Source organism: Aestuariivirga sp., from assembly GCF_046294715.1.
GTDB lineage: Bacteria > Pseudomonadota > Alphaproteobacteria > Rhizobiales > Aestuariivirgaceae > Aestuariivirga.
Genome location: NZ_JBKBKI010000012.1, coordinates 86,622 through 107,477 on the forward strand (window position 1 = coordinate 86,622; position 20,856 = coordinate 107,477).

At 66.6% G+C, this 20,856-nt stretch carries 22 protein-coding genes; 3 read left to right on the forward strand and 19 right to left on the reverse strand.

The features are described from left to right. Nucleotides 1-107: 107 nt before the first annotated feature. Together ACK4HL_RS10460 and ACK4HL_RS10465 are read right to left on the reverse strand one after the other, a co-directional pair. The gene (locus ACK4HL_RS10460) at nucleotides 108-437 is read right to left on the reverse strand and encodes a septal ring lytic transglycosylase RlpA family protein (protein ID WP_409759756.1); all 330 of its coding nucleotides are present in this window, start codon (nucleotides 435-437) and stop codon (nucleotides 108-110) included. A 118-nt stretch (nucleotides 438-555) separates the two neighbouring features. Continuing rightward, a complete protein-coding gene (locus tag ACK4HL_RS10465; RefSeq protein WP_409759759.1) occupies nucleotides 556-1,803 on the reverse strand; it encodes a D-amino acid dehydrogenase in 1,248 nt (415 codons plus the stop codon). Between the two features lie 52 nt (nucleotides 1,804-1,855). Between ACK4HL_RS10465 and ACK4HL_RS10470 the strand changes: the two genes are divergently transcribed. Next, nucleotides 1,856-3,196 carry an NAD(P)/FAD-dependent oxidoreductase gene (locus ACK4HL_RS10470; protein WP_409759762.1) on the forward strand — a complete coding sequence of 447 codons (1,341 nt, stop codon included), beginning with the start codon at nucleotides 1,856-1,858 and terminating at the stop codon, nucleotides 3,194-3,196. Between the two features lies 1 nt (nucleotide 3,197). Here ACK4HL_RS10470 and ACK4HL_RS10475 read toward each other — a convergent pair whose 3' ends face one another. From ACK4HL_RS10475 to ACK4HL_RS10525, 11 genes are all read right to left on the reverse strand, one after another. Beyond that, entirely contained in the window at nucleotides 3,198-3,551 is a 354-nt protein-coding gene (locus ACK4HL_RS10475) for a RidA family protein (RefSeq protein WP_409759765.1), read from the reverse strand. A 31-nt stretch (nucleotides 3,552-3,582) separates the two neighbouring features. After that, on the reverse strand, nucleotides 3,583-5,076 hold the full coding sequence (locus ACK4HL_RS10480) for a M20/M25/M40 family metallo-hydrolase (protein WP_409759768.1): 1,494 nt from the start codon (nucleotides 5,074-5,076) through the stop codon (nucleotides 3,583-3,585). After that, nucleotides 5,073-6,317 carry a M20 family metallo-hydrolase gene (locus tag ACK4HL_RS10485; RefSeq protein ID WP_409759771.1) on the reverse strand — a complete coding sequence of 415 codons (1,245 nt, stop codon included), beginning with the start codon at nucleotides 6,315-6,317 and terminating at the stop codon, nucleotides 5,073-5,075. The genes ACK4HL_RS10480 and ACK4HL_RS10485 overlap by 4 nt, the downstream gene beginning before the upstream one ends. Nucleotides 6,318-6,336: 19 nt before the next feature. Beyond that, nucleotides 6,337-7,407 carry an aldo/keto reductase gene (locus ACK4HL_RS10490; RefSeq protein ID WP_409759774.1) on the reverse strand — a complete coding sequence of 357 codons (1,071 nt, stop codon included), beginning with the start codon at nucleotides 7,405-7,407 and terminating at the stop codon, nucleotides 6,337-6,339. 34 nt (nucleotides 7,408-7,441) lie between these two features. Beyond that, nucleotides 7,442-7,660: a DUF3329 domain-containing protein gene (locus ACK4HL_RS10495; RefSeq protein ID WP_409759777.1), complete on the reverse strand. Its 219-nt coding sequence runs from the start codon at nucleotides 7,658-7,660 to the stop codon at nucleotides 7,442-7,444. A 7-nt stretch (nucleotides 7,661-7,667) separates the two neighbouring features. Continuing rightward, complete coding sequence (locus tag ACK4HL_RS10500; protein ID WP_409759780.1) at nucleotides 7,668-8,462, reverse strand: lytic transglycosylase domain-containing protein; 795 nt, start codon at nucleotides 8,460-8,462, stop codon at nucleotides 7,668-7,670. 33 nt (nucleotides 8,463-8,495) lie between these two features. Then, a complete protein-coding gene (gene hydA, locus ACK4HL_RS10505) occupies nucleotides 8,496-9,950 on the reverse strand; it encodes a dihydropyrimidinase (protein ID WP_409759783.1) in 1,455 nt (484 codons plus the stop codon). Between the two features lie 71 nt (nucleotides 9,951-10,021). Continuing rightward, entirely contained in the window at nucleotides 10,022-11,014 is a 993-nt protein-coding gene (locus ACK4HL_RS10510; protein WP_409759786.1) for an ABC transporter substrate-binding protein, read from the reverse strand. A 41-nt stretch (nucleotides 11,015-11,055) separates the two neighbouring features. Then, nucleotides 11,056-11,835, reverse strand: a complete 780-nt coding sequence (locus tag ACK4HL_RS10515; RefSeq protein WP_409759789.1) for an ABC transporter permease — start codon at nucleotides 11,833-11,835, stop codon at nucleotides 11,056-11,058. Next, complete coding sequence (locus tag ACK4HL_RS10520; protein WP_409759792.1) at nucleotides 11,832-12,734, reverse strand: ABC transporter permease; 903 nt, start codon at nucleotides 12,732-12,734, stop codon at nucleotides 11,832-11,834. The genes ACK4HL_RS10515 and ACK4HL_RS10520 overlap by 4 nt, the downstream gene beginning before the upstream one ends. 1 nt (nucleotide 12,735) lies before the next feature. Continuing rightward, nucleotides 12,736-13,512: an ABC transporter ATP-binding protein gene (locus ACK4HL_RS10525; RefSeq protein WP_409759795.1), complete on the reverse strand. Its 777-nt coding sequence runs from the start codon at nucleotides 13,510-13,512 to the stop codon at nucleotides 12,736-12,738. An 86-nt stretch (nucleotides 13,513-13,598) separates the two neighbouring features. On the opposite strand from ACK4HL_RS10525, the gene ACK4HL_RS10530 reads away from it, so the two are divergent. Next, the gene (locus ACK4HL_RS10530; RefSeq protein WP_409759798.1) at nucleotides 13,599-14,222 is read left to right on the forward strand and encodes a TetR family transcriptional regulator C-terminal domain-containing protein; all 624 of its coding nucleotides are present in this window, start codon (nucleotides 13,599-13,601) and stop codon (nucleotides 14,220-14,222) included. Between the two features lie 7 nt (nucleotides 14,223-14,229). On the opposite strand, the gene leuB is transcribed toward ACK4HL_RS10530, so the two are convergent. The 6 genes from leuB to ACK4HL_RS10560 all read right to left on the reverse strand — a co-directional run bounded on the left by leuB (nucleotide 14,230) and on the right by ACK4HL_RS10560 (nucleotide 20,205). Further along, nucleotides 14,230-15,339, reverse strand: a complete 1,110-nt coding sequence (gene leuB, locus ACK4HL_RS10535) for a 3-isopropylmalate dehydrogenase (RefSeq protein ID WP_409759801.1) — start codon at nucleotides 15,337-15,339, stop codon at nucleotides 14,230-14,232. 71 nt (nucleotides 15,340-15,410) lie between these two features. Then, a complete protein-coding gene (locus tag ACK4HL_RS10540; RefSeq protein ID WP_409759804.1) occupies nucleotides 15,411-15,776 on the reverse strand; it encodes a hypothetical protein in 366 nt (121 codons plus the stop codon). 10 nt (nucleotides 15,777-15,786) lie between these two features. Then, nucleotides 15,787-16,629, reverse strand: a complete 843-nt coding sequence (locus tag ACK4HL_RS10545; RefSeq protein ID WP_409759807.1) for a universal stress protein — start codon at nucleotides 16,627-16,629, stop codon at nucleotides 15,787-15,789. A 64-nt stretch (nucleotides 16,630-16,693) separates the two neighbouring features. Then, nucleotides 16,694-17,446 carry a Crp/Fnr family transcriptional regulator gene (locus ACK4HL_RS10550; RefSeq protein ID WP_409759810.1) on the reverse strand — a complete coding sequence of 251 codons (753 nt, stop codon included), beginning with the start codon at nucleotides 17,444-17,446 and terminating at the stop codon, nucleotides 16,694-16,696. Between the two features lie 101 nt (nucleotides 17,447-17,547). Continuing rightward, the gene (preA, locus tag ACK4HL_RS10555) at nucleotides 17,548-18,858 is read right to left on the reverse strand and encodes an NAD-dependent dihydropyrimidine dehydrogenase subunit PreA (protein ID WP_409759813.1); all 1,311 of its coding nucleotides are present in this window, start codon (nucleotides 18,856-18,858) and stop codon (nucleotides 17,548-17,550) included. A 12-nt stretch (nucleotides 18,859-18,870) separates the two neighbouring features. Continuing rightward, entirely contained in the window at nucleotides 18,871-20,205 is a 1,335-nt protein-coding gene (locus ACK4HL_RS10560) for an NAD(P)-dependent oxidoreductase (RefSeq protein ID WP_409759816.1), read from the reverse strand. Nucleotides 20,206-20,345: 140 nt separating this feature from the next. Between ACK4HL_RS10560 and ACK4HL_RS10565 the strand changes: the two genes are divergently transcribed. After that, on the forward strand, nucleotides 20,346-20,714 hold the full coding sequence (locus ACK4HL_RS10565) for a phosphomannose isomerase type II C-terminal cupin domain (protein WP_409759819.1): 369 nt from the start codon (nucleotides 20,346-20,348) through the stop codon (nucleotides 20,712-20,714). Nucleotides 20,715-20,856: the final 142 nt, after the last annotated feature.

The window sequence follows — 20,856 nt, forward strand, 5'->3', positions numbered from 1 at the left end:
AGTGCCGAAGGTGCGGGACAATGCCAGCAGAGGCTCGATCGAAGAAATAGATTATCCCATTCCCGCGGATAGGAAACGCCAATGCAGAGGATGCCCCCCGGGGGGACTTACTCCGCCGCGGCGGTCTTCGTCAGGGGAACGATCTTGACCTGCGCCACGCCCATGGCCGTAAGCCCCACCACCTTTGCCGCGCCGAGGCTGAGGTCGATCACGCGGCCGCGGATATGGGGGCCGCGGTCATTGATGCGGACGATCACCGACTTGCCGTTCTTCAGGTTGGTGACGAGGACGCGCGTGCCGAATGGCAGCGTGCGGTGGGCCGCCGTCAGTCCGTGGGGGTCGAAGCGTTCGCCATTGGCGGTGCGCTTGCCGTGCTTGTAGTAGGAGGCCTTGCCGGTCTGAGCGGCAGTGGCCGCATCCGGAACCATGATCGCCATGCACGCACCGGCAACCGCAAACGCGGACAAACGCAACATTCTCATTATGCAACAAACCCCTGCAGACTTCGTTGGATCCCGGATTGGGGGCGAAGTGGGGCAGGAATGTGACGCCGGCTTACGCTGGGGCAGTCATGCCGTCCAGCGGAATGGCGGGGCGCTTTCCGGCGATGAGGTCTGCGGTGATGCGCGCGGCGCCATGACTCATCGTCCAGCCCATGTGTCCCTGCCCCGTATTGAACCACAGGTTCTTCATGCGCGACGCTCCGAGGATGGGCGTTCCTTCCGGCGTCATCGGCCGCAGGCCCGCCCAGAAGCTCGCACTGCCCCAATCGGCCCCATCGGGAAACAGCGCCTTCATGGTGGAGAGCATGGTTTCGAAATCCCGGGGGCGGTGCTCTCGTCCGTAGCCGGAGAATTCCGCCGTCGCCGTGACGCGTATGCGGTCGGAATAGGGCGCGTAGGCGACGAGCGTCTCCTCGTCGACGCCGCCGATCGTGGGCGGGTTGTTGCGGCCCGCCATCGGCGCCGTGATGGCATAACCCTTCACCGGGTAGATCGGCAGGTCATGGCCGAGCTTTCTTGCAAGATGCGGGGAATAGACGCCGAGGCACAGCACGATCACGTCCGCCGCCTCGCGGCCCTTGTCGGTCAGGACCGCGCTGATCCTGTCGCCAGCCGTCTCGAAGCCGGTGACGGTGGTGCCGTAGCTGAAGGCGACGCCCCGCTCAGCGAGCCAGCCTCCCATGTTGCGGGCGAACATGCGGCAATCGCCGCTCTCGTCGTCGGGCGCGTAGAGCGCGCCGGCGAATGTCTCCCTCACGGGGGCGAGGGCGGGGTCCTTCGCGGCGACGCCGTCGCGGTCCAGCGTCTCGATGCGGCAGCCATTGTCCGAGAGGATGCGCGACTTGGCGGCGGCCGCCCGTAGTGCTGCTTCCGAGCGGTAGAGATAGATCAGCCCGCCGGTGCGCCCGTCATAGGCGACGCCCGTGCGCCTGATAGTCTCGTGGAAGACCTCCAGGGAATAGTTGCAGAGCTTCACCTTGCGCGTTGTGTTGAGTGCCGCCCGCTCCGCCGTGCATTCCCCCCAGAAGCGCCGCATCCACTTCCAGAAGCGGGGGTCGGCGGAAAACTTGAAGCGCAGCGCCTGGTCGCCCCGCCACAGCGAGCGCAGCAGGATCTTGGGTGCCGCGGGCGAGGACCAGGCATAGGCGTGGCCCGGCGCGAACAGCCCGGCGTTGGAGAAGCTGGTGAAGGCGGCGGGCTCCGCCTCGCGCTCGATCACCGTCACCTCGTGGCCGTCCCGGTTCAGCTCATAGGCCGTGGTGATGCCGACGATGCCCGCCCCCAGCACAAGCGCCTTCATGGTTCGCAACCCTTTTGATCTTGCGGTTCTACGATGCTAGCAAGAGCACATCATGCCTTCCACCACCCATCCGCATGCCTTCCATTTCGATCGCGCAGTTGACAGCTACTGGGAAGCCTCGGCGGACCCCCTCGGCATCGAAACCCCCTCTCTGAGCGGCGAGGCGTCTTGCGAGGTGGCGGTGATCGGTGCAGGCTTCACCGGCCTTTCGGCAGCCCTCGAATTGGCGGAGAGCGGCGTCGACGTGCGGGTACTGGAAGCCGGCGCGGTCGGCTGGGGGGCCTCGGGGCGCAATGGCGGCTTCGCTTGCGTGGGCTCGCACAAGCTCTCCTACGGCCGTATGATCCGCAGCTACGGCCTCGACGCCACGAAGGCCTACTACGAGGCGATGCGGCAGTCCGTGGCGCTGGTCCGGGACACCCTCTCGCGCCACGGCATCGATGCCTGGGCCTCGGGCGAGGGCGAGGTGACGCTCGCCCATCTGCCGGGCCGCGCCGCGGAACTCAGGGAAGAGCAGGAGTTCCTTGCCCGGACGTTCGGGGAGGAGACGGAGTTCCTGCCGAAGGAGGAGCTCAGGGCGCGCGGCCTCGACGGGCCGGGCTTTCATGCGGGGCTAAGGGGGGCCGTGGGCTTCGGCATCCACCCGCTGAACTATGTCCGCGGGCTGGCGCGCGCCGCGGCGAAGGCGGGCGCTGCGATCCACGGGCGGTCGCGCCTGCTTCGCTGGGAGGAAGGCCCGGACGGCCACCGCCTCTACACGGCACAGGGCATGCTGAAGGCGCGCCACGTCATCGTCGCCACCAATGGCTATACACCGGAGGACGTGTCGACGCACCATCGCGGCCGGCTGATGCCCGCCCTCTCCAGCATCATCGTGACGCGGCCGCTCTCGGAAGAGGAGAAGCGCGCGCAGGGCTGGACGTCGGACCTCATGGCCTTCGATTCCCGCAAGCTCCTGCATTACTTCCGCTTGCTGCCCGACGGGCGCTTCCTGTTCGGCGGGCGGGGCGGCACGGATGCATCCGACCGCGGTAGCGCCGCATACCGTCCCGTTCTCACCGCCGCCTTCAACGAGCTGTTCCCGGCCTGGCGCGATGTGGAGATCACCCATTACTGGCGCGGCTTCGTCTGCCTCGCCTACGATCTCGTGCCCTATGTCGGAGCGCTCGACGAGAAGCAGACGGTGTGGACGGCGATCGCCTATCACGGCAACGGCGTCGCCATGGGCTCCTGGAGCGGGCGGGCCGTCGCAAGGCTGCTCATGAAGAAGACGGCGCGCGAGGAGCTTCCGCCCGTGCTCACGCGCCGCCTGGCTCGCTTTCCCCTGCCCGCCTTCCGGCCCCTTTACCTGAAAGGCGCCTACCTCTGGTACGGCTGGCAGGATTCGCGCTGACTCAGTCGAGCGCGGCCTCGACCATGATCTCGACGTCGATGCCGGGGGCGGCGAGCTTCGCCTCCACCGTGGCGCGGGCCGGCGTCTGCCCGGGAACGACCCAGGAATCCCACACGGCGTTCATCTCGCCGAAGGTCTTGATGTCGGTGAGCCAGATGTTGGCCTTGATGATCTTCGTCTTGTCGGTGCCCGCTTCCTTCAGCGTCTCGTCGATCTGCGTCAGCACGTCCCGCGTCTGCTCCGTGACGGACTTGCCGAGAGCGGCCTCCGGCGTGAAGCCCGCGAGATAGACCTTGTTTCCGTGGATCACGGCGGCGCTCATGCGGTTGCCGGGTTCGATGCGCTTCAGTGCCATTCTGTTTTCTCCAATGAAAGACGGGTGGTTCTTAGCGGCGTTTCATCACCGCATCAATGACGCCGAGCAGCGCGCTGGGGAGCGTGTCGAATGCATAGGGCGCATGGAGCCTCTCGAGCCAGTGATGGTAATCCCGGCCCCAGGGCCCGATGTTGATGCAGGGATAGCCGGCGGGCGCGGGCATGGTGAAGCTTGTGCCCCAGCCCGGCGTGTTGGCCTCGGCCGCCGACAGATCGCCCGACGCCTCGCCGAGAAAGCTCATGTCGGAGATGCCGGGGAAATAGCGCAGGCTGGAAAGCCCGTGCCCGGCCGCGGCCGTGACGATGACGTCCTCGAGGCCGGCGTCGGCGAGCGACACGGCGGGATAGGGAATGGAGCCGAATCCCAGCACCACCGCAGGGCCGGAAAGGCCGGAGGCCGCCCAGATCTCGGCGGTCATCAGCTTCGCCCGCTCCGGCAGGTCGAGGCTCCGCAGCTGGGCGATCCGCGCGGCAATCTCCGCCACCGCCGCGTGCGGAAGCCGCGCCGCCACTTCGGCAAGGCTCATCACCGGAACATCGCGGTCGAGCTTGCGGCCGGCGCGCGCCATGGCACGGCGGGCCAGCATGAGGGAGATGTCCATCACCTCCGCGGCGGACCGACGGTGCTGCAGCGTGTTCCAGTAGAGCCAGGCCTGGGCCGGTGTCGTGACGTTGTAGCCGCTCTTCAGGTCCTTGGCGTGGAGTGCGGTGGGCGGGGCGGCGATCTCGGCTCCGCTGGTTTCGGCAAGCTCGGGGGCGAGCTCGAATTGCGTGAGGAGCTCGGCGGCGAGATAGGCGGCGTTGGCGCCGTCCTGCGGGTAGCAGGCATGCGCCTCCTTGCCCACGACGAAACCCGTCACGAGCTGCTTGCCGATCGAGCCCAGCGCCACCACGCGGCCTGCAGCGCCATCGCCCTGGTCGGAGATCGCATCGAGATTGATGACGAGCTCGATCTCGAGGCCGTGCTCGGCGGCGATCGCCGGAAGCAAAGGCGCGGCGGCACGCGCCCCGGCCGAGCGCTCCTCTTCGTCGGCCACCGCCATGAAGAGGAGATTGGCCTCGCCGCCATAGGCCTCCATCGCCGCGATTCCGGCGGCAAGTCCAGCCTTCATGTCGAGAAGGCCACGGCCGGGCAGGAACGCGCCGCTCTCGAGATCGGCGAGCGCCAGCGGGTTCTCGCCCGTTCGGCGGAGCCTCGCGACGATTTCGGGGAGCAGCCGTTCCGGTGAAAAGGCCAGAGGCGCGAGCGCTCCGTAGTCAGCGGCCGGTACAACGTCGAAATGGCCCGTCAGAACGATGGTGCGGCGGCCCCTCCCCCGCTTCAGCGCGAAGACATTGCTGCGCGGATCGCCCGCGATGGGCGCGACCCACACGGCGTCGAAACGGGAGAGATGGCGCCCGAGACGGGGCGCGAAGGAGGCCTCGTCGGCCGAGCCGGTGACCGAGGGCCAGGAGGTGAGCTCGAGCGCGATCTCGCGCGCCCGTGCCGGGATATCATTCCTCACGCCAGCGTCCGGTCATAGGCGAGCACGGCGTTGAGCAGCACCTGGCTGCCGGCGCCGCATTCCTCCAGCGTCGTCGATTCCGCCTCGTTGTGCGAGATGCCGCCGAGGCAGGGTACGAAGATCATGGTGGTGGGAGCGACGCGCGCGATGTAGGCCGCGTCATGGCCCGCACCCGATGCCATCTCGCGGGTGGAATGGCCGGCCTGCTTCGCGCCCTCGCGCACGCAGTCGATGAGGTTGGGCGCGAACTTCACCGCAGGCGAGATCCAGATCCGCTTTTCCTCGAGCTCGAGGCCGAGCTCCGCGGCGATCCTGGGCAGCGCCGCCTTGTACTCCGCCTCCATCCTGTCGAGGATCTTCTCGTCCGGATGGCGGAGGTCCACGGTGAAGAAGACTTCCCCCGGCACCACGTTGCGGCTGTTCGGGCGGTTCTCGATGAGGCCGACGGACGCGACACCCGGCAGGTTCGCCATGCCCACCTGGTGGATCGCCTCGATCATGCGGGCGGCACCGAGCAGCGCGTTCTTGCGGAGGCCCATCGGCGTGGCGCCGGTGTGGGATTCCTGGCCTCTCACCGTCACCTCGTACCAGCGCATGCCCTGGACGCCGGTGACGACGCCGATCATCTTGCTCTCGGCCTCGAGGATGGGGCCCTGCTCGATGTGAAGCTCGAACATCGCCTGGAACTTCACGTCGCCCGCCTTGGCCTTGCCCTTGTAGCCGATGCGCTCCAGCTCGTCGCCGAACCTGATCCCCTGCCGGTCTTCGCGCGAATAGGCGTAGTCGGTGGTGAAGACGCCGGCATAGACGCCCGAGCACAGCATGGCGGGGGCGAAGCGCGAGCCTTCCTCGTTCGTCCAGTTGACGATCATGACGGGCGCGGTGGTCTCGTAGCCCATGTCGACCAGCGTGCGCATCGCCTCGAGCGCTCCCAAGACGCCGAGCACGCCGTCGAACTTGCCGCCGGTGGGCTGCGTGTCGAGATGCGAGCCCATGGCGATGGGGAGGAGGTCGTTCCTCCTGCCGGGCCGGGTGGCGAACATGTTGCCGACCTCGTCCACCTCCACGGTGCAGCCGAGCTTCTCGCATTCGGCCTTGAACCAGTCGCGGACCTGTCTGTCCTCATCCGAGACGGTGAGGCGCCTGATGCCGCCCTTGGGCGTTGCGCCGAATGTCGCGGTCTCCATCAGGCTATCCCACAGCCGCTGCGGATTGATGGTCAGGTTCGTCCGTGTGGTCATGAAGAATCCTCCTTGGAGATCACATGCGAGGCTTGCGCGTCGCAAGGTAGGGCGCATGCAGAGCGAGGTCCGCCGGCCCGAGCCGGTTGCCGGCCGTGCTCATCTGGTGCCAGTAGGGATAGATCAGGGGCAGCTGGCTGACCTCGTCGAGAAGCCTGCGCTCCTCCGCGCTGAGGCTGAGGGACGCCGCGGCGAGATTGTCCCTGAGCTGCGCCTCGTTCCGGGCCCCGACGATGATGTTCGCCACACCCGGCCGCGCCGCGAGCCAGGCGAGGGCGACCTGGGCTGCCGATACGCCGCGGGCATCGGCGACCGTCACCAGCGCATCGATGATCCGGTAGAGACGCTCTTCGTCCCGGATCGGCGGCTCGCCCCAGCCCGCCGTGTGGCGCGAAATCTCGGGCGGCGGTGAACTGCGCCGGAACTTGCCGGAAAGCAGGCCGCCCGCGATGGGACTCCACACCTGCACGGCGACGCCCTGGTCGAGCGCGATGGGGACGAGCTCGTATTCCGCCTCGCGCGCCTCGATCGTGTAGTGGATCTGCTGGCACACGAAACGCTGCAGGTTGTGGCGCTCCGCCGCCATCAGGCACTTCATGATGTGCCAGCCGGAGAAATTGGAGCATGCGATGTAGCGAACCTTGCCATGCTTCACCAGCGTGTCGAGCGCCTCCATCGTCTCCTCGACGGGCGTGATCCCGTCCCACTCATGCAGGAAATAGATGTCGATGCGGTCGCGCTTCAGCCGCCTGAGGCTCGCCTCGCACTCGTGAATGATGTGGAAGCGCGAAAGTCCCTGCTCGTTCGCCCCCTTTCCCATGGAGAAGCGCACCTTGCTGCCGACCAGGACCTGGTCCGGGCGTCCCTTCAGGATTTCGCCCACCGCCTCTTCCGATCTGCCGGTGCTGTAGGCGTTCGACGTGTCGAGAAGGTTGACGCCGTGATCGAGTGCGATGTCGACGAGGCGCGCGGCCTCCTTCAGCGCCACGCTTCCGGCCATCTCGAACATGCCGGTGCCGGCGAAATTCATCGTGCCGAGCGCGTGAAGCGAAACCTTCAGGCCCGAGCGGCCCAGCTGGCGGTATTCCATGTCTTCCGTCCCTTCTCCTGCGGGCCCGAAACTATCAGGCCTCCGGCCCAGCGTCACCCTCGGGTGCGTCTTTCGGCCATGCGATGAAGAAGGTGTAGACCGCATAAGCGAGCATGCCCGCCGCGATCATGATCCACAGGCTCTCGCTTCCGCGGTAGATCTCGAGGGCCAGCCATGCCGCCACCACCGCGACGATGGCGATACGCCGCCACAATGGCTTGTAGAATGGATGTTTCTGCTCGCTGCCCGCCACGCCCTTTTCACTCCTCGTCGATCTCGCGGCCCATGATGGCGAGGGCCTGCTGGTAGACGCTGGCGGCGTTCCAGCCCTGGAGCGCCGCGAAGTTCGGTTCGCCCGGCTGGTAGCCGGCGCCACGCTGCCAGCCGTGGCCGCGCAGGAAATTGGCGGTGGAGGCCAGCGCATCGGCCTTCTTGTTGAGATTGATGCCGCCGCCGTCTCCGTCGACGCCATAGAGCAGCACGTTCTTCGGCAGGAACTGCGTCTGGCCCACCTCGCCGTGCATGGCGCCGACCGAGGAGGATGAGAGCACGCCCTCATCGACCAGCTGCAAGGCCGCGATCAGCTGCTCGCGGAAATATTCCGGACGGCGGCAGTCATAGGCGAGTGTCGCCACGGCGGAGAGGGTGTTCTGCTTTCCCATATAGGCGCCGAAGGCCGTCTCCATGCCCCAGATGGCGATGAGCGGGCCCGCCGGCACGCCGTAGCGCTTCTCGATCTGGGCGAAGAGCTTGGCGTTCTGCGCCTTGAGCTTCCTGCCGCGCGCCACGATGGTGACGGCACCGCGTTTCTCCATGAAGGCGCCGAGACCGAGCTTGAAGGAATGCTGCGCCCTGTCGGCCCTGATGGTGGGCCGCGAATAGCTGGTTCTCTCCAGCGCGGCGAGGCCCTTGCGGCCGACACCCTGTGCCTTCGCCTCGGCCGCATAGGCCGCCTTCCATTTTTCGAAGCCGCTGCCCGTATCGCCGCAGGAGGCCGCCGCCGCGGAACCCGCCATGGCCAGCATGAAGGTGAGGCAAAGCAAGGATCTCCGCATGTTCTGCTCCACTCCTGTCGGCGCCGCCGCGGGCTAGGGCACGATGTCCGGCCGGGCCACCGGCTTCGGCTGGGTGATGCCCTTCCAGATGGCGTTGGCCACGTGGACGGGCGCATTGGGCTCGCGCGCCACGAAATCGCCGTCGCCGGGCTTCGCGCGGATGTCGCCCTGGTCCCAGGCAATGCGCCCGCGCGAGAACACGGTCCTCGGCACGCCGGTGCAGGTGTACCCCTCGAACACGTTGTATTCGATGCGCGAGACCTGCTTCTTCGCCGTGATGGTCTTCGTGCCCTTCGGGTCCCAGATGACGAGATCGGCATCCGAGCCCGCCATGACGGCACCCTTGCGCGGATACATGTTGAGGATTCGCGCGATGTTGGTGGAGGTCGCCGCCACGAACTCCTCCTTGGTGAGGCGGCCGGTGTTGACGCCGGCATTCCACAGCACCGGCATGCGGTCCTCGAGCCCGCCCGTGCCGTTCGGGATCCTGGTGAAGTCCTTCAGCCCGAAGCGCTTCTGCTCGCGCGTGAAGGAACAGTGGTCGGTGGCGACCACCGAGAGCGTGCCGGACTGCAGCCCCGCCCACAGCGAATCCTGGTGCTTCCTGTTGCGGAAGGGCGGCGACATCACCCGGCCCGCCGCATAGTCCCAGTCCTTGTTCTGGTATTCGGAATCGTCGAGCACGAGATACTGCACCAGCGGCTCGCCATAGACGCGCTGGCCCGCCTGCTTGGCGCGGCGGATCGCCTCGTGCGTCTGCTCGCAGGAGACATGCACGATGTAGAGCGGGCAGCCCGCCATGTCGGCGATCATGATGGCGCGGTTCGCCGCCTCGCCCTCGACTTCCGGGGGCCGCGAATAGCTGTGGCCCTCGGGGCCCGTCACGCCGCGCGCCAGCAGGTCCTGCTGCATGCGCGCCACCACGTCGCCGTTCTCGGCGTGCACCAGCGGCAGGGCGCCCAGCTGGGCGCAGCGGCGGAAGGAATTGTAGAGCTCGTCGTCATTCACCATCAGCGCGCCCTTGTAGGCCATGAAGTGCTTGAAGGTGTTGATGCCGTAGGTCTTGACGACGGTTTCCATCTCGTCGTGGATCTGCGGCGACCACTGCGTCACCGCCATGTGGAAGGAATAGTCCGAGCACGCCTTCTCGGCCTTGTGCCGCCAGGCCTGGTAGGCGGCGAGCATCGATTCGCCGGGAGCCGGGATGCAGAAGTCCACGATCATCGTGGTGCCGCCGGAGAGTGCCGCCTTGGTGCCCCACTCGAAGTCGTCCGCCGACACGGTGCCCATGAACATGAGCTCCATGTGGGTGTGCGGGTCGATGCCGCCCGGCATCACGTAGCAGCCGCCCGCATCGACGGTCTCGGCCCCCGCCGGCGCCTCGAGCTTCGCCCCGACGGCGGCGATCCGGCCGCCCTCGATGAGAACGTCGGCGCGCTGCGAGTGGTCATGGTTCACGACGGTGCCGCCGCGGATCAAGGTGGTCATGGCTGCTACTGCTCCCGCGATTGAAGAAGGACGGGCCCCTGCCGCGGTGGGCGGCAGGAGGCCCCGCTCGCTTACATGCTCTTGGCCTTGTCGGTGACGACGCTCGACCAGGCGCCCTCCGGCTTCTTGGTGATCACCGGGTCCGAGCCGCCCTTCATCAGCGTCTCGACCGTGCGCTCGGCGGCGGCGACGTCGAGCGTGCCGTCGGAGCCTTCGGTGAGCTTGTTGATCTCGCCCATCAAGCGCTTCTGGTGCTCGATCGTCTGGGCGCCCGAGGCATCGTTGTCGATGACGATCTGTGCCGCCTCGTCGCCATTGGCGCGGGCATACTCCCAGCCCTGCATGGACGCCTTCACGAACTTCGCCATGGTCTCGACGAAGGCCGGATCCTTGAGCTTGTCCTCAAGCACGTAGAGGCCGTCCTCCAGCGTGGCCACACCCATGTCCTCGTACTTGAAGGTGACGAGCTGGTCGGCCGGGATGCCGGCGTCGATCACCTGCCAGTACTCGTTGTAGGTCATGGTCGAGATGCAGTCGGCCTGCTTCTGGATCAGCGGGTCGACGTTGAAGCCCTGCTTGATGACGGTGACGCCGTCCGGCCCGCCGGTGGTCGGGATGCCGAGCTGGCTCATCCAGGAGAGGAAGGGATACTCGTTGCCGAAGAACCACACGCCCAGCGTCTTGCCCTTGAAGTCCTGAGGGCTCGTGATGCCGGTCTCCTTCCGGCAGGTGAGCATCATGCCGGACGTCTTGAACGGCTGCGCGATGTTGACGACGGGCGAGCCCTTCTCGCGGGTGGCCAGTGCCGATGGCATCCAGTCCACCACCACGTCGGCTCCGCCGCCCGCCAGCACCTGCTGCGGGTTGATGTCCGGGCCGCCGGGGAGGATCGTCACCTCGAGGCCCGCATCCTTGTAGAAGCCCTTGGCCTGGGCCACGTAGTAGCCGGCGAACTGCGCCTGCGTCACCCATTTGAGCTGCAGCTTGACGGCCTCCGCCATGGCCGCCGAACCGCTCATCAGCAGCGCCGCAGAGGCTGCCGCCGCCATCAGAAATCTCTTCATCTTCCCTGTCTCCTCTCTCCTGTTTGCCGTTCTTGCCCGGCCTATTTGCGGTAGGACGGATGCCAGAAGGTCACCTGGCGTTCGAGGAACACCAGGAGACCGTAGAAAGCCGAACCCGTGATGGCAGCCACCGCGATCTCGGCCCAGACCATGTCCAGCCCCAGTCTGCCAACTTCCGTGGAAATGCGAAAGCCCATGCCGACGATCGGCGTGCCGAAGAATTCGGCAACGATGGCGCCGATCATGGCAAGGGTGGAGTTGATCTTCAGCGCGTTGAAGACGAAGGGCATGGCGGCGGGGAGCCGGAGCTTCAGGAGCGTCTGCCACCAGCTCGCCCCATAGCTCCGCATCAGGTCGCGCTCGAGGTGGCCGGACGCCTGAAGCCCCGCCACTGCGTTCACCAGCATGGGAAAGAACGTCATCACCACGACCATCGCCGCCTTGGACGGCCAGTCGAAGCCGAACCACATGACCAGGATGGGGGCCACGCCGACGATGGGCAATGCCGCCACCAGGTTGCCGAGCGGCAGCAGGCCGCGCTGCAGGAAGGGGATGCGGTCGCAGACGAGCGCCACCAGGAACCCCGCCAGCGAGCCGATGATCCAGCCGGGGATCACCGCGCGGATCACCGTCTGCACGAAATCGGCCCACAGGATGGGGAGCGACGAGACGAGCTTCGCCCAGATCGCCGAAGGCGCGGGCAGCAGCACGGCGGGCACGTTGAAGCCCCGCACCACCGCCTCCCAAAACACCAGCAGGCCGATGCCGAAGAGCGCCGGGTAGAGGATGTCGGTGGCCTGGCTGATCCGCCTCGCGCTCACGGCCTCGCCCCCATGCGCCGCAGCGTGATGCGCTCGGCCGCACCCACCAGCCACACGAGGCCCGCCGCGATGAAGGAGCCCATGAACAGCGCGGCCCAGATCTGCACCGTCTGGCCGTAATAGGAGCCCTGAAGAAGCCGCGCGCCGATGCCGGCGATGGCCCCGGTCGGCAATTCGCCCACGATGGCGCCGGTGAGCGCGATCGCCACCGCCACCTTGAGAGACGTGAAGAGGAAGGGCACCGAGGCGGGAAACCTGAGCTTCCACAAGACCTGCGACAGGCTGGCATTGTAGGTGCGCATCAGGTCGAGCTGCATGGGCTCGGGCGAGGTCAGCCCCTTCACCATGCCGATCGTCACCGGGAAGAAGCAGAGATACATGGAGATCAGCGATTTCGGCACGAGCCCGGTGAAGCCGAGCGAGCCGAGCACCACGATCACCATCGGCGCGATGGCGAGGATGGGGATCGTCTGCGAGGCGATGATCCACGGCATCAGGCTCTTCGACAGGAACCGCACATGCACGATGGCGATGGCGAGCACGATCCCCAGCAGCGCGCCCAGCGCGAAGCCGAGCAGCGTCGAGGACAGTGTCACCCAGCCGTGATAGACGAGCGACTTCGGCAGCCACGGCTTCACCGTGAAGATGCTCTTCCAGAGCTCCGCCGCGATCTGGTGCGGCGCTGGGATGACGGGCCGCGCCTCGTTCCAGGAGAAATGCAGCGTGTTGCCGAGGCCGCCGCCCGCGGCTTCGATCTTTGCCGCCGTCACCACCGAGTTCATGGGAATGGCGGCGAGGTACCACACGATCAGGATGGCGAGGCAGATCACCGTGACCGGAAGGGCCTGGCCTTCCGCCCGGGTCCGGGCCTTCGCTGGAATGGCAGCCGTGGCGCCCATCTCAATCCTCGTAGGAATGCCCGGCCTTGAGGCCCTCGCGCACCCGGTGCGCAATGCTCAGGAATTCCGGGGTTTCGCGGATGTCGAGCGAGCGCTCGCGCGGGAAGTCGGTCTTGATCACGTCGATGATGCGCCCCGGCCTCGGGCTCATCACCACGATCCGGGTGGAGAGGAACACCGCCTCCGGAATCGAGTGGGTCACGAACACCACCGTCTTCTTCGTGCGGTTCCAGAGTTCGAGGAGCTGCTGGTTCAGCTTGTCGCGCACGATCTCGTCGAGGGCGCCGAAGGGCTCGTCCATCAGCAGGAGCTTCGGGTCGAAGGCGAGCGCGCGCGCGATCGACACGCGCTGCTGCATGCCGCCCGAGAGCTGCCAGGGGAATTTCTTCTCGAAGCCATTGAGGTTCACGAGCTCGAGATTGCGGGCGATGCGCTCCTTTGCATCCTCGAGCCCCATGATCTCGAGCGGCAGCCCGACGTTGCGTTCGACCGTCCGCCACGGGTAGAGGGCCGGCGCCTGGAAGACATAGCCATAGGCCCGCTTCAGCCGCGCCTCTCTCGGGCTCATGCCGTTGACGCTGATCGTGCCGGAGCTTGCCTGTTCGAGATCGGCGATGACGCGGAGCAGCGTGGTCTTGCCGCAGCCGGAGGGGCCGATGAAGGACACGAAGTCGCCGTCCTCGACCTCGAGACTGACCTTCGAGAGGGCATAGACGGGTGCGTCCGCGGTCTGGAAAACGAGGCTCAGCTCGCGCGCCGAAATGACTGGCCCCGCCAAGTGAATTCCTCCCCCTTTTGATCTTCTTGCTTGCCGGAACGCTAACCGCTCTTGACCATTCGATCAAGAATTAAGACAGTGCAGCCATGGCACAGGCTGGCCCCGTCCCCCGCAAGACCCGCATCCAGGCGCAGAACGAGGAGCTGATCCTCAAGGCCGCACTCGAGGTGTTCTCGGCCTACGGCTTCCGCGGCTCGACCGTGGACCAGATCGCCGCCGGCTGCGGCCTCTCCAAGCCCAACCTGCTCTATTATTTCCGCCGCAAGGAAGACATCTACGTCGCGGTTCTGGAGCATACGCTCCATGACTGGCTCGAACCCCTCCGCCGGCTGGATGCCACTGGCGATCCCATCGAGGAGATCAGCCGCTACATCCGCGCCAAGGTCCGCATGTCGCGCGACAACCCGAAGGCCTCGCGGCTCTTCGCCAACGAGATCCTTCATGGTGCGGGCGCCATCGGCGGATACCTGAAGGGTCCGCTCAAGGCGCTGGTGGACGAGAAGGCCGCGATCATACAGCACTGGATCGGCGAAGGACGGCTTAACCCCGTCGACCCCCGCCACCTGATCTTCGCCATCTGGGCCACCACCCAGCATTACGCCGACTTCGATGCGCAGGTGCACGCCGTCATCGGCAACCCGCCGGGCCTCATGGGGAAGGCCGAAGAGACCCTGATCTCCCTCTTCGTCGACGGCTTGCGGCCGCGCTGAGAAAGGCTCAGGCGCTGGCCTGCAGTTCCTTCAGGATCGCAGCGCCCATCTGGCTCGTCGAGGCGTTGGCGGGCTGTCCGCCGGCGATGTCCCTGGTGCGGATGCCCTTGGCCAGAACGGCCGAGATCGCCTGGTCCAGCCTGTCCGCCCATTCGCCCAGCCCCAGCGAATAGCGCAGCGCCATGCCGAAGGAGGCGATCATGGCGATCGGGTTCGCGGCACCGGTTCCGGCGATGTCCGGGGCGGAGCCATGGACCGGCTCGTAGAGCGACTTGCGCCGCCCGGTCTTCCCGTCGGGAGCGCCGAGGGAAGCGGAGGGCAGCATGCCGAGCGAGCCCGTGAGCATGGCGGCCACGTCCGAGAGCACGTCGCCGAACAGATTGTCGGTCACGATCACGTCATACTGCTTCGGCCAGCGCACCAGCTGCATGGCGCAATTGTCGGCGAGCACGTGCTCGAGCTGCACGTCCGGATATTCCTGGGCGTGAACGCGCGTCACCACCTCGTTCCACAGGACGCCCGTCTTCATCACGTTGCGCTTCTCGGCCGAGGAAACCTTCTTGCGCCGCGTGCGGGCGAGCTCGAAGGCGACACGGCTGATGCGCTCGATCTCGTAGGTCTCGTAGACCTGCGTGTCGATGCCGCGCTTCTGGCCGTTGCCGAGGTCGGTGATGGTCTTTGGCTCGCCGAAATAGACCCCGCCCGTCAGCTCGCGCACGATCAGGATGTCGAGGCCTTCCACCACCTCGCGCTTCAGCGATGAGGCATCCGCGAGCGCGGGATAGCAGATGGCGGGCCTCAGATTGGCGAAGAGCCCGAGATCCTTCCTGAGCCGCAGCAGGCCTGCCTCGGGTCGCACGTCGTAGGGCACCTTGTCCCACTTGGGGCCGCCCACCGCGCCGAACAGCACGGCATCCGAAGCCATGGCCTTGGCCATGTCTTCTTCCGAGATCGCCTTGCCATGCGCGTCGTAGGCCGAGCCGCCGACGAGGCCGCGGTCGGTCTCGAAGCGGGCGATGCCCTGCCCGTCGAACCACGCGATGATGGCCTCGACTTCCTTCATCACCTCCGGGCCGATGCCGTCGCCCGGAAGCAGGAACAGATTGTAGCTCGCCATGATGTCACGCCCAGAAAATTGCAATCCGGGCGCGATGGGTAGCGGCTCGGGGCGGCAGTGGCAAGTGCCAACTAGACCGGCTGCACGCGCACCACGCGGAAGGTCCTGAGGCCCTCGTCCTCGCGGATCGAGACATATTCCCCGACCTTGAAGGCATGGTCGCCGAAACGGTAGCCCGCCTCGTCGTCCTCCTCGTCCGATTCGATGTCGTAGTGAAAGGCCCAGGTTCCGCCCGGCTTGCGGATCAGGTGACCGATGTCGTCGGCCTCGCCAGGCCGGAAGCGGCGCACCCGGCAGTTTTCGCGCCGCTTGCGCCACTCCTCGGCGTTGATCTTGCCGCTCTCGTCGAGCGGTGCGGCAAATTCATAGCCGATGGCGTGGGAGCCTTCGGGATGGTCGTGGTCGCGCGCCAGTTCGAGGCGGATCTTCGTCAGCATTCTCTGCTCCTCAATGCGACATCAGCACGGGGCGCGCCATGCGGGTGAGCACGAAGCGCGTGGCGCCGCCGAAGATGAACTCCGCCAGACGGCTGTGCCCGTAGGCGCCCATCACGATGAGCCCCGCGCCGCTGTCTTCCGCGCAGCGCATGAGGGCCTGGCCCTCGTCGAGGCCGTCCGTCGGGTAGCCTTGTGCTTCCGCCTTCACGCCATGGCGCGACAACGTCTCCGCCAGGTCGGCACCCGCCACGCTGCCGCGCAGCGAAGGGTCCTTCTGCGGATCGATCCGCACGATCCTGACCTTGGACGCCTTCTTGAGGAGCGGCAGGGCATCGAAGGCGGCGCGCGCGGCCTCGCGCCCGCCGTCCCATCCCACCACGATCTCGCCGAGCGAAAGCGCGGCATCGCCCTGGTACGGCAGCACGATCACCGGGCGGCCCAGCGCCATCACCACCTGTTCAACGAAATCGCGTTCGACCCCGGTGATCTCGTCGGGGTTCGTGGCGGAGACGACGACGAGGTCGGCGCTGCGGCCCGCCGCCACCACCTCGTCGGCGATGACGGGTGTGCGCGCATCGATCTGGTGGAAGTCATGGGGCAGGCTCTCGCGGCGCATCGCCTCCTCGAAGGCCTGCTTCACGCGCTCGGCATTGTCCTTGAAGAAGGTGCGGTTGCCTTCGAACACCTGCGGTGCGGCCTCGAACCCTACGGAGGGATAGACCTGCACCGCGGGAATGACATAGAGGCCGGAAACATGGGCGCCCGTCTCGCGTGCCAGGGTGACGGCGGCTGCCACGGATTCGGCAATCCGGCCGACCTCGTTCAGGGATACCAGGATCGTCTTGTAACTCATCGCTTCATCCTCTCGTTTCGAATTGACTTATGGAGAATGCGCGGTGGTGGGTCCTTGACCCGGATCAATGCCGGCCGTTGTCCTGGCCGGCAGCATGAGCCAGCCGGTCGAGGTCCGGCACCATGATGAGACGGTTGGTGCTCAGCCGGATGACGTTGCTGGTCTTGAGGCGGGTGAGCTGCCGGCTGACGGTTTCGATGGTGAGGCCGAGATAGTCCGCCATGTCGGCGCGGGTCAGCGGCAGTTCGAAGGCGGCGGCGCCGGGGGCATTCTTGTGCACGCAGCCGGTGAGCAGGCTGCGGCGCGCCAGCATGAAGAGGAAGCTCGCCACCTTTTCTTCCGCCGTCTTGCGGCCAAGCAGCAGCATCCAGTCGCGCGCCGCGTCGAGTTCGTCCAGCGTGTGCTGGAACAGGCGCTGCTGAAGCCCCGGATATTCCGACACCAGACGCTCGAAGGCGGCATTGGGAAAGGTGCAGATCTCGACGTCGGTCGCCGCTTCCGCCGTGTAGGGGTTGTTCTTGGAATAGGCTCTCCCCAGGAAGTCCGGCGCGAAGAGAAGGCCGACGATCTGCTGGCGCCCGTCGGGCAGCGTCTTGGTGAGCTTGATCGCGCCGGAAATCACGTTGGCGAAGAAGTCGACCGGCTCCTCGTCGGAGATGATGGTCTGCCCCGCGGGCACCTTCTTGCGGTGGGCGATCTGCGCCAGCTTGCGCACCTGCACATCGTCCATCGCCCCGCAGACGGCTTGATGCCGCACCGAGCAGTGGTCGCAACGCTGCAGCACGTCCGGGAGTGCGCCGGGGAGGGAACCATGCATGCTTCTAAATCTACCCCCACATTCGCCGAACGGCAAGGGATACCACTCCGCCGATGGGTCGGGTGGCAACCCGCCGCGCGGTGGCTAGGGGAAGACCCTGGCTACTCTGCGGCCTTGAGCGCCATCGGGTTGTTGGGGTGGGTCGTCCAGTTGGCGTAGGCGGGGTCGATCTTGCGCCCGGTGCGCGGGTCCACGCCTTCGGTCTGGCGCACCATGCTGATGCAGTTCTCGACCGGGCAGACTTCCACGCAGAGATTGCAGGCCACGCATTCGGCATCGATCACCTCGAAGTGGCGCTTGCCGTCCTTCTCCTTCATGATCGCCTGGTGCGAGGTGTCCTCGCAGGCCGCGTAGCAGCGCCCGCACTTGATGCAGAGGTCCTGGTCGATCCGCGCCTTGGTCACGTAGTTGAGGTTGAGATACTGCCAGTCCGTGACGTTCGGCACGGCCCGGCCGCGGAAGTCCTCGATCGACCCGTAGCCCTTCTCGTCCATCCAGCGCGCCAGCCCCGTCTTCATTTCCTCGACGATGCGGAAGCCGTAGGTCATGGCCGCCGTGCAGACCTGGACGGTTCCGGCCGACATGGCGATGAATTCCGCCGCATCCCGCCACGTGGTGACCCCGCCGATCGCCGAGATCGGCAGGCCGCGGGTTTCCGGGTCGCGGGCGATTTCCGCCACCATGTTGAGGGCGATGGGCTTCACCGCGGGCCCGCAGTAGCCGCCATGGCTGCCCTTGCCGTCGATCGTCGGCTCGGGCGCGAAATTGTCGAGGTCGACGGACACGATCGAGGAGATGGTGTTGATGAGGGAGACGGCATCGGCCCCTCCTCTCTTCGCTGCGCGCGCCGGGTAGCGGATGTCGGTGATGTTGGGCGTGAGCTTCACGATCACCGGCATCCGGGAATACTGCTTGCACCAGCGGGTGACCATCTCGATGTATTCCGGCACCTGGCCCACGGCGGAACCCATCCCGCGCTCGCTCATGCCGTGCGGGCAGCCGAAATTGAGCTCGATGCCGTCGGCGCCGGTCTCCTCGACCCGCGGGAGGATGGCCTTCCAGGAATCCTCCGTGCACGGCACCATGATGGAGACGATCATGGCGCGGTCCGGCCATTCCCGCTTCACCTTCTTGATCTCCTGCAGGTTCACCTCGAGCGGCCGGTCGGTGATGAGCTCGATGTTGTTGAGCCCGAGGAGCCGCCTGTCGGCGCCGTGGATCGCGCCGTAGCGCGGCCCGTTGACGTTGACGATGGGCGGGCCCTCCTCGCCGAGCGTCTTCCAGACCACGCCGCCCCAGCCCGCCTTGAAGGCGCGGACCACGTTGTATTCCTTGTCGGTGGGCGGCGCCGAGGCGAGCCAGAACGGGTTGGGAGACCGGATGCCGATGAAGTTCGAGCGAAGGTCGGCCATGGCGTGTCTCCTCTAGGCCCTGAGATACTGGTTGATCGATTCGGCCGCGCGGCGGCCGTCGTCGACGGAGGCGACGGTGAGGTCCTGGCCTCCCGCCACGCAGTCGCCGCCGGCCCAGATCCCCGCGACGCTGGTGCGCTTCAGGCTGTCCACCCTGATGCGGCCGGCCTCGAGTTCGAGCCTGCCGCCCGTCACGTCCACATAGCTCTGTCCGATGGCCTTGAAGATCATGTCGGCGGGAATGTCGAAGCTCTCCCCCGTGCCGGAGAGCGTGCCCGCGGCCTCCCGCGTGTATTCGCAAGTGAGCCCCACGGCCTTGCCGTCCTCCACGATCACCCGCTTCGGCATCACCCAGTGCTTGATCTTGACGCCCCTGGTCTGCGCCAGGTGCTGTTCATAGGCGCTGGCCTTCATCTGGCCGGGGCCGCGGCGGTAGAGGATAGTCACGTCCTCCGCACCGAGCAGCTTCGACTGCACCGCGGCGTCGATCGCCGTCATGCCGCCGCCGATCACCACCACGCGCCGGCCCACGGGGAGCCCGGCGAGATCGCTGGCCTGGCGGAGCTCGGCGATATAGTGAACCGCGTCTTCGACGCCCGCGGCGTCCTCGTCCTTGGCGCCCAGCGCGTTGACGCCCTGGAGGCCGATGCCCAGGAACACGGCGTCATGGTCCTTCTGCAGGTCGGAGAGCTCGAGCCCCGCTCCGAGCGCCTTGCCGTGCAGCACCTTGATGCCGCCGATGCCGAGGATGAAGTCCACCTCCTTCTGCGCGAAGTCGTTGGTGCTCTTGTAGGCGGCGATCCCGTACTCGTTGAGGCCGCCCGACTTCGGGCGCGCCTCGAACACCGTCACCTCGTGGCCATACATCGCCAGGCGGTGCGCGCAGGAGAGCCCGGCCGGGCCTCCGCCCACCACGGCCACCCTCTTTCCCGTGGGTGCCGCCCGTTCATAGGGATGCACCCCGTCGCCCATCAGCGCATCCGTCGCGTAGCGCTGCAGCAAGCCGATCTTGACGGGCTTTCCCTCCGCCTCCTGGCGCACGCAGGCTTCCTCGCACAGCGTTTCCGTCGGGCAGACGCGCGCGCACATGCCCCCGAAGATGTTCTGGTCGAAGATGGTCTTGGCCGCGCTGCGGGCATGGCCCGTCTGGATCTGGCGGATGAACAGCGGAATGTCGATCGATGTCGGGCAGGCCTGCATGCAGGGCGCGTCATGGCAGAAATAGCAGCGGTCGGATTCGACCAGCGCCTCGTGCGCGTCGAGCGGCGGGTGAATGTCGCCGAAATTGACGGCGTAATCCGAACTGGACAGCCGGCGTCCCGAAATGTCCGGCCTCTTCTCCGCCATGGTCGCTCCCTCCGAAGCTATGTCGTTGTGTTTTGAAGGAAGGATGCCCGAATTTGTTCAAACGGTCAAATTTTTCGTCTCTTGCAGGGTTACCATCTTTACGCTACGTCATACCCGGTGAGCATGTGGTGGGGTTGACCATGGAAGAGCGCAGGCAGGAGGGGAGCAACCCCACCTTTCATCGCCCTTGGGGCAGCTTCTCGGAGCTCGCAAGGGGCCCCGGCTTTCTCGTCAAGGAGCTCTGCGTCCGGCCGGGGGCGAGGCTGTCGCTGCAGCGGCATCGGTTCAGGGCGGAGCATTGGGTCTGCGTTGCGGGGCAAGGCGTGGCGCTCTGCGGCGGCGAAGAGATCCTCCTGGTGCTGGGCGGGAGCCTCACCGTTCCCGCCGGAGCGGTGCACCGGTTGACGAATTCCGGTTCCCAGGCGTTGCGGATCATCGAGACCCAGACAGGGGAACGCCTCTCCGAGGACGACATCGACCGCCTGGCGGACGACTGGGGGCGGGTCTGAACCCCACGAAAACACAAAACCCGCCCGCGGCACTTCTGCCGGGGCGGGTTCTGCGGATGGGTCATCGTGGAATGGAGGGATATTTCTCTGTCCTTTGCAGGCCTGGCAGCGACCTACTCTTCCGCGTCTTGAGACGAAGTAC